At 39.2% G+C, this 5,842-nt stretch carries 6 protein-coding genes; 2 read left to right on the plus strand and 4 right to left on the minus strand.

All coding sequences use genetic code 11. The features are described 5' to 3' along the window. The 4 genes from P9B04_RS12990 to acsF all read right to left on the minus strand — a co-directional run. A partial coding sequence (locus P9B04_RS12990; RefSeq protein ID WP_342055415.1) for a hypothetical protein occupies positions 1–1,516 on the minus strand: 1,516 nt, incomplete at its 3' end. A 120-nt stretch (positions 1,517–1,636) separates the two neighbouring features. Next, positions 1,637–1,765, minus strand: coding sequence for a hypothetical protein (locus P9B04_RS12995; RefSeq protein ID WP_342055416.1), 129 nt, complete (start codon positions 1,763–1,765; stop codon positions 1,637–1,639). A gap of 116 nt (positions 1,766–1,881) precedes the next feature. Next, complete coding sequence (locus P9B04_RS13000; protein ID WP_342055417.1) at positions 1,882–2,568, minus strand: SDR family oxidoreductase; 687 nt, start codon at positions 2,566–2,568, stop codon at positions 1,882–1,884. A 71-nt stretch (positions 2,569–2,639) separates the two neighbouring features. Beyond that, positions 2,640–3,716: a magnesium-protoporphyrin IX monomethyl ester (oxidative) cyclase gene (gene acsF / locus P9B04_RS13005; RefSeq protein ID WP_342055418.1), complete on the minus strand. Its 1,077-nt coding sequence runs from the start codon at positions 3,714–3,716 to the stop codon at positions 2,640–2,642. Between the two features lie 285 nt (positions 3,717–4,001). Here acsF and P9B04_RS13010 point away from each other — a divergent pair, with 285 nt between their 5' ends. Next, positions 4,002–4,778: a sirohydrochlorin chelatase gene (locus P9B04_RS13010; protein ID WP_342055419.1), complete on the plus strand. Its 777-nt coding sequence runs from the start codon at positions 4,002–4,004 to the stop codon at positions 4,776–4,778. An 85-nt stretch (positions 4,779–4,863) separates the two neighbouring features. Further along, the gene (gene cobA, locus P9B04_RS13015) at positions 4,864–5,655 is read left to right on the plus strand and encodes a uroporphyrinogen-III C-methyltransferase (RefSeq protein WP_342055420.1); all 792 of its coding nucleotides are present in this window, start codon (positions 4,864–4,866) and stop codon (positions 5,653–5,655) included. Positions 5,656–5,842: the final 187 nt, after the last annotated feature.

The raw sequence follows: 5,842 nt of genomic DNA on the forward strand, positions 1-5,842 counted from the left end.
ATCTTTGTCCCCTAACTTTCGGCGAGTCCCCCCAGACTTTTTGAGAAGCTTCATCTGGTGTGGGTTCTTGGACTTCTTGTGGTCCTGTAGTCAAATCAATCTTGAGTTCTGCTGAGCTGCTATTGCGTAACACGGAAGGGGTAATATCCAAAGATACCCCCGAAGTTAAGGATCGGAAGACAGAGCGATCTGCACTTAGGGCAGCGAATAAACTGATTATGGAAGAAGCCGGAACCACCTCATCCACAAGAGGAGGGAATAAGTCTTTGGAAAATTGATTGAGGTCCCCTGCTTCTCGTAATAGCTCGTTGAGTCTTAAAGGACCAGTTTCGTCAAAAGCACTCACTGTTGTTGATGCTACTGAGGATGAAATTCCGTTTAAACCCCTAACTTTAGTTCTACCTACCTCAGCATAGGAAACATCTCCAAAGTGGCCAACAATTCCCTGAATTTTTCTTAGAGTTGGTTCCATGAATAATTCTTCTACGTCGCGATTAACTGCATCAATAAAAGGACTCAAGAATGAATTCAAGTTTTCAGCCGATTTCTGTAACTCTTCCGAATTAAACTTATTTGGTTCTTCTCTGAAATGAGCATAGTTTAGAGCAAAATCAAGTATAGCTCTTCTTCTCCTAAATTTCCTAGCTAAATCATCACCTTTTTCTTTATATAGAGATACACTATATTGCTCACATTTACCAACATCGTCCTGTAATCCAGGCATCACTTTCCCAAGATAATTGTCAAAAGGTCTTTTCCCTAACTCTCTGACATAGTCAGAAAATTTTACTGCATACTCCTCGTCTTCTCTAAAGAATTTGCAAAGATTTTCAGCAATAGTCACATAAGCCGTTTCACGATCTGCTGCTGCACTGATGCGAAGCAAAATATCTGTCATGGAAAGATAAGGACGATCGGGATTTAATGCATCTCGATATCCCAGTTGATCAAATATATTATTTAGTGCAGGATCAATCTCGATTTTTCTAGCTTCTTCTTCCAATTTCAAATAAGTTGCTAATAGTAAATCCCGTGTCTGGGCAACTTCTCTATTAATTTCTCGCATGGATTGAGAAAGTTCCCCGGGGTTATCACTTGATATTAGTATTCCCCACATTGCCATATCCACTCCCTCACGGCGTAAATCTAACATGGCAATCACTCGTTTTACATAATCTCTTTGTACTTGTTTGCCGTATAAAGTGATGGTGTTGTTTGTCTCAGAATTGATGACAATACCTCTTAGACAGGGATTAGCTTTTACAATTTCACCTAATATTTCTACCATAGTTCCAGCTCGACGGACATAGTACAGTTCAACCATTTCTGAAGCTGGGAATTGACTATTCAGCTTTCCTATGAAGTTGTCATCTTTGCACTTTGGGGGTTCCCCGGAAGGGGGTTCCTTAATTGTGATGTTAACTTCTGCCTCCTTTTGAGCAGAAACATTTGGGCAAAGAACGACTGTCATGCTCATGAATAAAGACAGAGCAATAGAGCGGGATAATAAGTTCATAAATCTCCTCACATGGTTTTAATTTGCTGATAATCAGGCAAATTTCAAGATATTCATCATTTGCAAAACAATATAGCTACTATTATCAGACTCTGCCAAATCCGTAATAAATCTTGATGATTAGGTTAAGAAATTGTCGGGGAAAGGATCAATTTTGGTACTTTCTGGGCTGAAACGGGGAATTATGACCGATACTAAATTCTCATAATTACCTGGATTGTAACCATCTGATAATCGAGTTAATTCCATAAATTTAACTCCTACCTCTTGCTTGTGACTGTTACTTCAAAGACAGAAAGTTAATAATCTATGCAAATGAAGATTGCGACAATAACGCAAGAAAATCAAGACAATAGATTAATCTATTAAACTGACAGAGATTGACCATTATTTTTAGCTGTTAACTTTAAAATAAAAGGAATTGCTTTTTGACTCCATTGAGAAGGAGACTGAAACGTAGAAGCATAATCTTGCCAACAGGTTTGTAGCATTTCTGTGTTGATAATTCCTGGGTTAAGAGCGACGATTCCTATCCCATTAGGAACTTCTTGCGCCAATCCTTGGGATAAGCCTTCAATAGCCCATTTTGAAGTACAATAAGGGACGACTTCTGGGGAAGTAGAACGTCCCCAACCTGAGCTAAAATTCACCACAATTCCTTTTTTCTCCTCTATCATAGAAGGCAAAAAAGCCCGAATAACTCTTACAACACCGTTAATATTAATGTCAATTAATTTAACAAATTCTTCTTCGCTAATTTCCCACAAGGGTAAGGGTTGATTGATAATAGCTGCATTATTAATTAAAAAGTGAGGACTTCCCCATTTATCAACTACTCTATTAGCCCATTTTTTTACTTCTTGATTATTGCATATATCAACTACATCAAAATCATGATTAGGATAAATCTGCTTAAGTTTTTCAATTTCATTAACGGAACGACCACATCCAATAACCTGATGTCCAAGTTTTATTAATCCTTCACACAAAGCTTTTCCTAACCCTTTAGTAACTCCTGTAACAACAATTGTTAATGCTTCTTTGTTTTTCATATTTTTGACCTTTAAAATAAATAAAACACCCGCCGTAGCGGGTGGTCAAAACGTAAACTAACTCAAAACTTTTAACGAACAGTTCCTTGTATATGGTCAACCCGAATAGGTTTCATCAAATAGAGTTTTATAAACTGAACTCCATTAGAAACGAAAGCAGGTAATTTTCTGAGGAACTTAACAGGGGACGGACTGTTAGAAGCGTCAATTTCTCGTAATTTTTCGTTATTTTTGACACAGGTTTCTAACCTACCGTAGAATTCCGGATTTTCCACATCCAAAATAACGGGGAACACTCGTCCTGTTGTTTCGTTGGTCTTCTCTATAACATATTTATCATATTCGCGCGCATCAAGTCCAATGGCTGCATAAAAATCAGACCGGTGAATATCATTGAGATACATGGTTGCAAAGACAGATAACAGGAAGAAACGACACCATAAACGGGCTTTCCAATCGTTTAGAATGTTAGGAGTCGCCTTCATGATGGCATCAAAAAAGTCCCCGTGACGGTTCTCGTCTTGACACCAGTTTTCAAAGAAGTTAAAAATCGGATAGATTCTGTCTTCGGGATGTTTCTCTAAGTGACGGAAAATGGTGATATAACGCCAGTAACCGATTTTTTCCGACAAATAGGTTGCATAAAAAATAAACTTCGGTTGGAAGAAGGTATAGCTACGACTCTTGGTTAAGAAACTGAGGTCTAAAGACAGATTAAAATCAGAGAGTGCTTTATTGAGGAAACCAGCGTGACGCGCTTCGTCTCGGGCCATGAGGGTGAAACATTCAGCTAAAATAGGACTCCTATTTTTTAGCTTTCTACCCAGTTCCTTATAGAGAAGAAACCCGGAAAATTCTGCCGTACAGGAACGTTCTAAAAATTCTACAAACAAGCGACGGGTATCCCCATCAATGTGATCCCAACTTTTAGCAAACTCTTGACGACGGACAAAATGATGACGGTTATAATCAGTACGAAATTCTTCGAGAATGGCTTTTAATTCCTCTTCGTTTACTGAAATATCCATTTTTGCCACTGCATCAAAGTCAGTAGTGTAAAAACGAGGGGTTAGGATAGTTTCCTTTGCCGGAACTTTGGTACCCGGACGCATTTCGTCAAATTCAGATTTTTGAAGGGTATTGACCATAGCTTGTTTAAAAAGACTTTTTTCAATCGATTAAAGACTCGTTTTCCTTCTTTTGGTAACAAATCTGTTACATTTTTTAGCAGGAATTTACGATGCCTGAATCCCAGTCTACCAGCCTTTTATGCCTTCTTGATACCCTTTTTTATTAAGAGTTACAACACATTGTCAATTTATGTTAAAAAGATTGCCATTTTATCAGTTATCAGTTATTAGTGACCAGTTATCAGTTATCATTTTCTGAAGTTTAATTTTAAAATAAGATATAAACAATTTTTCATAAATACCTTGACTTTGACATCAGCTTATCTTCTCGTTTCCCACGGAAGTCGTGATCCACGACCACAAATCGCGTTAGAACGGTTATCCTATTTGGTAGAAGAGCAACTACAACTCCACATCAACCCAAAAAATAACTCCGATAAAAGCAATTCTTGTACGGTACTATCTCCCGTGACAATGGTACAAACAGCATCCCTCGAACTGTCTGAAGTGCCTTTATGGGAAAAAATTGAACAATTTGCTAATAAACTCACAAAAGTAGGCATTAACAACCTGAAAGTTGTACCTTTATTCCTCTTACCAGGAGTTCATGTCAGAGAAGATATACCTAGAGAAATAGCTGTCGCTCAAGAAAAAATTGGCCCTAGAATAAGTATAGAGTTGTATCCCTATTTAGGCAGTTACGAAGCATTGATTAAGATTATCTCTCATCAGTTCTCAACCCATCCCCAAGACGCTAAGATTATTGTTGCTCATGGAAGTCGTCGTCAAGGAGGAAACCGTTCTGTTGAAGCGAGCGCAACTCGATTAAACGCACAGGTTGCTTATTGGAGTATCCAACCTAGTTTATCAGAGCAAGTCAACGCTCTAATTAAACAAGGTCAACAAAATATTACCATTGCGCCTTATTTTCTCTTTACAGGAGGCATTACTAATATGATCGCCCAACAAGTCCAACAATTACAAGACAACTCACCGCACACTAAACTTAACTTAGGACAACCCCTCGGCGCAACCCCAGAAATGGCTAAATTAATAGTTGATGAATGGATGAATAGTTAATACAAGTCAGGAGTCAGAAGGAAATTAGAAGTTTAGCTTTTTTATAATCCTGTTGTTCATATACCTATGAGGGAAGAATAAACTAATGTCGCAAAATATAAACCAAACTTGTTTAGGAAAAGTCTATCTAGTTGGTGCTGGACCAGGTGATCCAGGGTTGATGACCTTAAAAGGCAAAACGTTGCTTGAACACGCTGATGTAGTGGTTTATGACGCTCTGGTAAGCCCTCCCATCATAGATATGATAGGTGAACAAGCGATTAAAATCGATGCAGGAAAACGTCGCGGCCGTCATTCTAAGTTACAAGCAGAAACAACTCAAATCTTAATCGAAAAAGCGCGACAGTATCCTGTGGTAGTTCGTCTCAAAGGGGGAGATCCCTTTGTATTTGGTCGAGGAGGAGAAGAAATGACAGACTTGGTTAACGCAGGTATTCCTGTGGAGGTGATCCCTGGAATTACCTCTGGTATTGCTGCTCCTGCTTATGCGGGTATTCCCGTTACCCATCGCGGTTATAGTTCTTCAGTTACTTTCGTAACCGGTCACGAAGCGGCGGGAAAATATCGACCCGATATTAACTGGAGTGCGATCGCTCAGGGATCAGAAACTGTTGTTATTTATATGGGGGTTCATAACCTACCTAATATTGTCGCACAATTGGAAAAAGGTGGGTTAACTTCTGAAACTCCTATTGCTTTGATCCGTTGGGGAACTCGACCGGAACAAGAACAGTTGATAGGGACATTAAATACTATTATTCAACAAGTAGAAGAAGCGAATTTTGAAGCACCTGCGATCGCTATTATTGGTAGGGTTGTGGAATTGGGGAGTCAGGAGTTAGGAGTCAGGAGTCAGGAGTTAGGAGTTAGGAGTTAGGAGTTAGGAGTTAGGAGTCAGGAGTTAGGAGTCAGAATGGGAAGAGTACCGGCTAAAAGTTTTCGAGATTTAGTTGTGTGGCAAAAAGCGCATCGACTGGTTTTAGAAGTGTACCGTTTTAGTAATCATTTTCGTGACACTCCTCCCGACGCTGATCCAGTGGGTACAGCGCGGGCTTCCCTACCTC

The sequence above is a fragment of the Crocosphaera sp. Alani8 genome, assembly GCF_038442745.1.
In the GTDB taxonomy this organism is placed as follows: Bacteria; Cyanobacteriota; Cyanobacteriia; order Cyanobacteriales; family Microcystaceae; genus Crocosphaera.

What these genes read in the sequence shown, in the direction of transcription:
- P9B04_RS12995 (WP_342055416.1), bottom strand. Translation starts at nt 1,765, where the DNA reads ATGGAATTAACTCGATTATCAGATGGTTACAATCCAGGTAATTATGAG.
- P9B04_RS13000 (WP_342055417.1), bottom strand. Translation starts at nt 2,568, where the DNA reads ATGAAAAACAAAGAAGCATTAACAATTGTTGTTACAGGAGTTACTAAA.
- acsF (WP_342055418.1), bottom strand. Translation starts at nt 3,716, where the DNA reads ATGGTCAATACCCTTCAAAAATCTGAATTTGACGAAATGCGTCCGGGT.
- cobA (WP_342055420.1), top strand. Translation starts at nt 4,864, where the DNA reads ATGTCGCAAAATATAAACCAAACTTGTTTAGGAAAAGTCTATCTAGTT.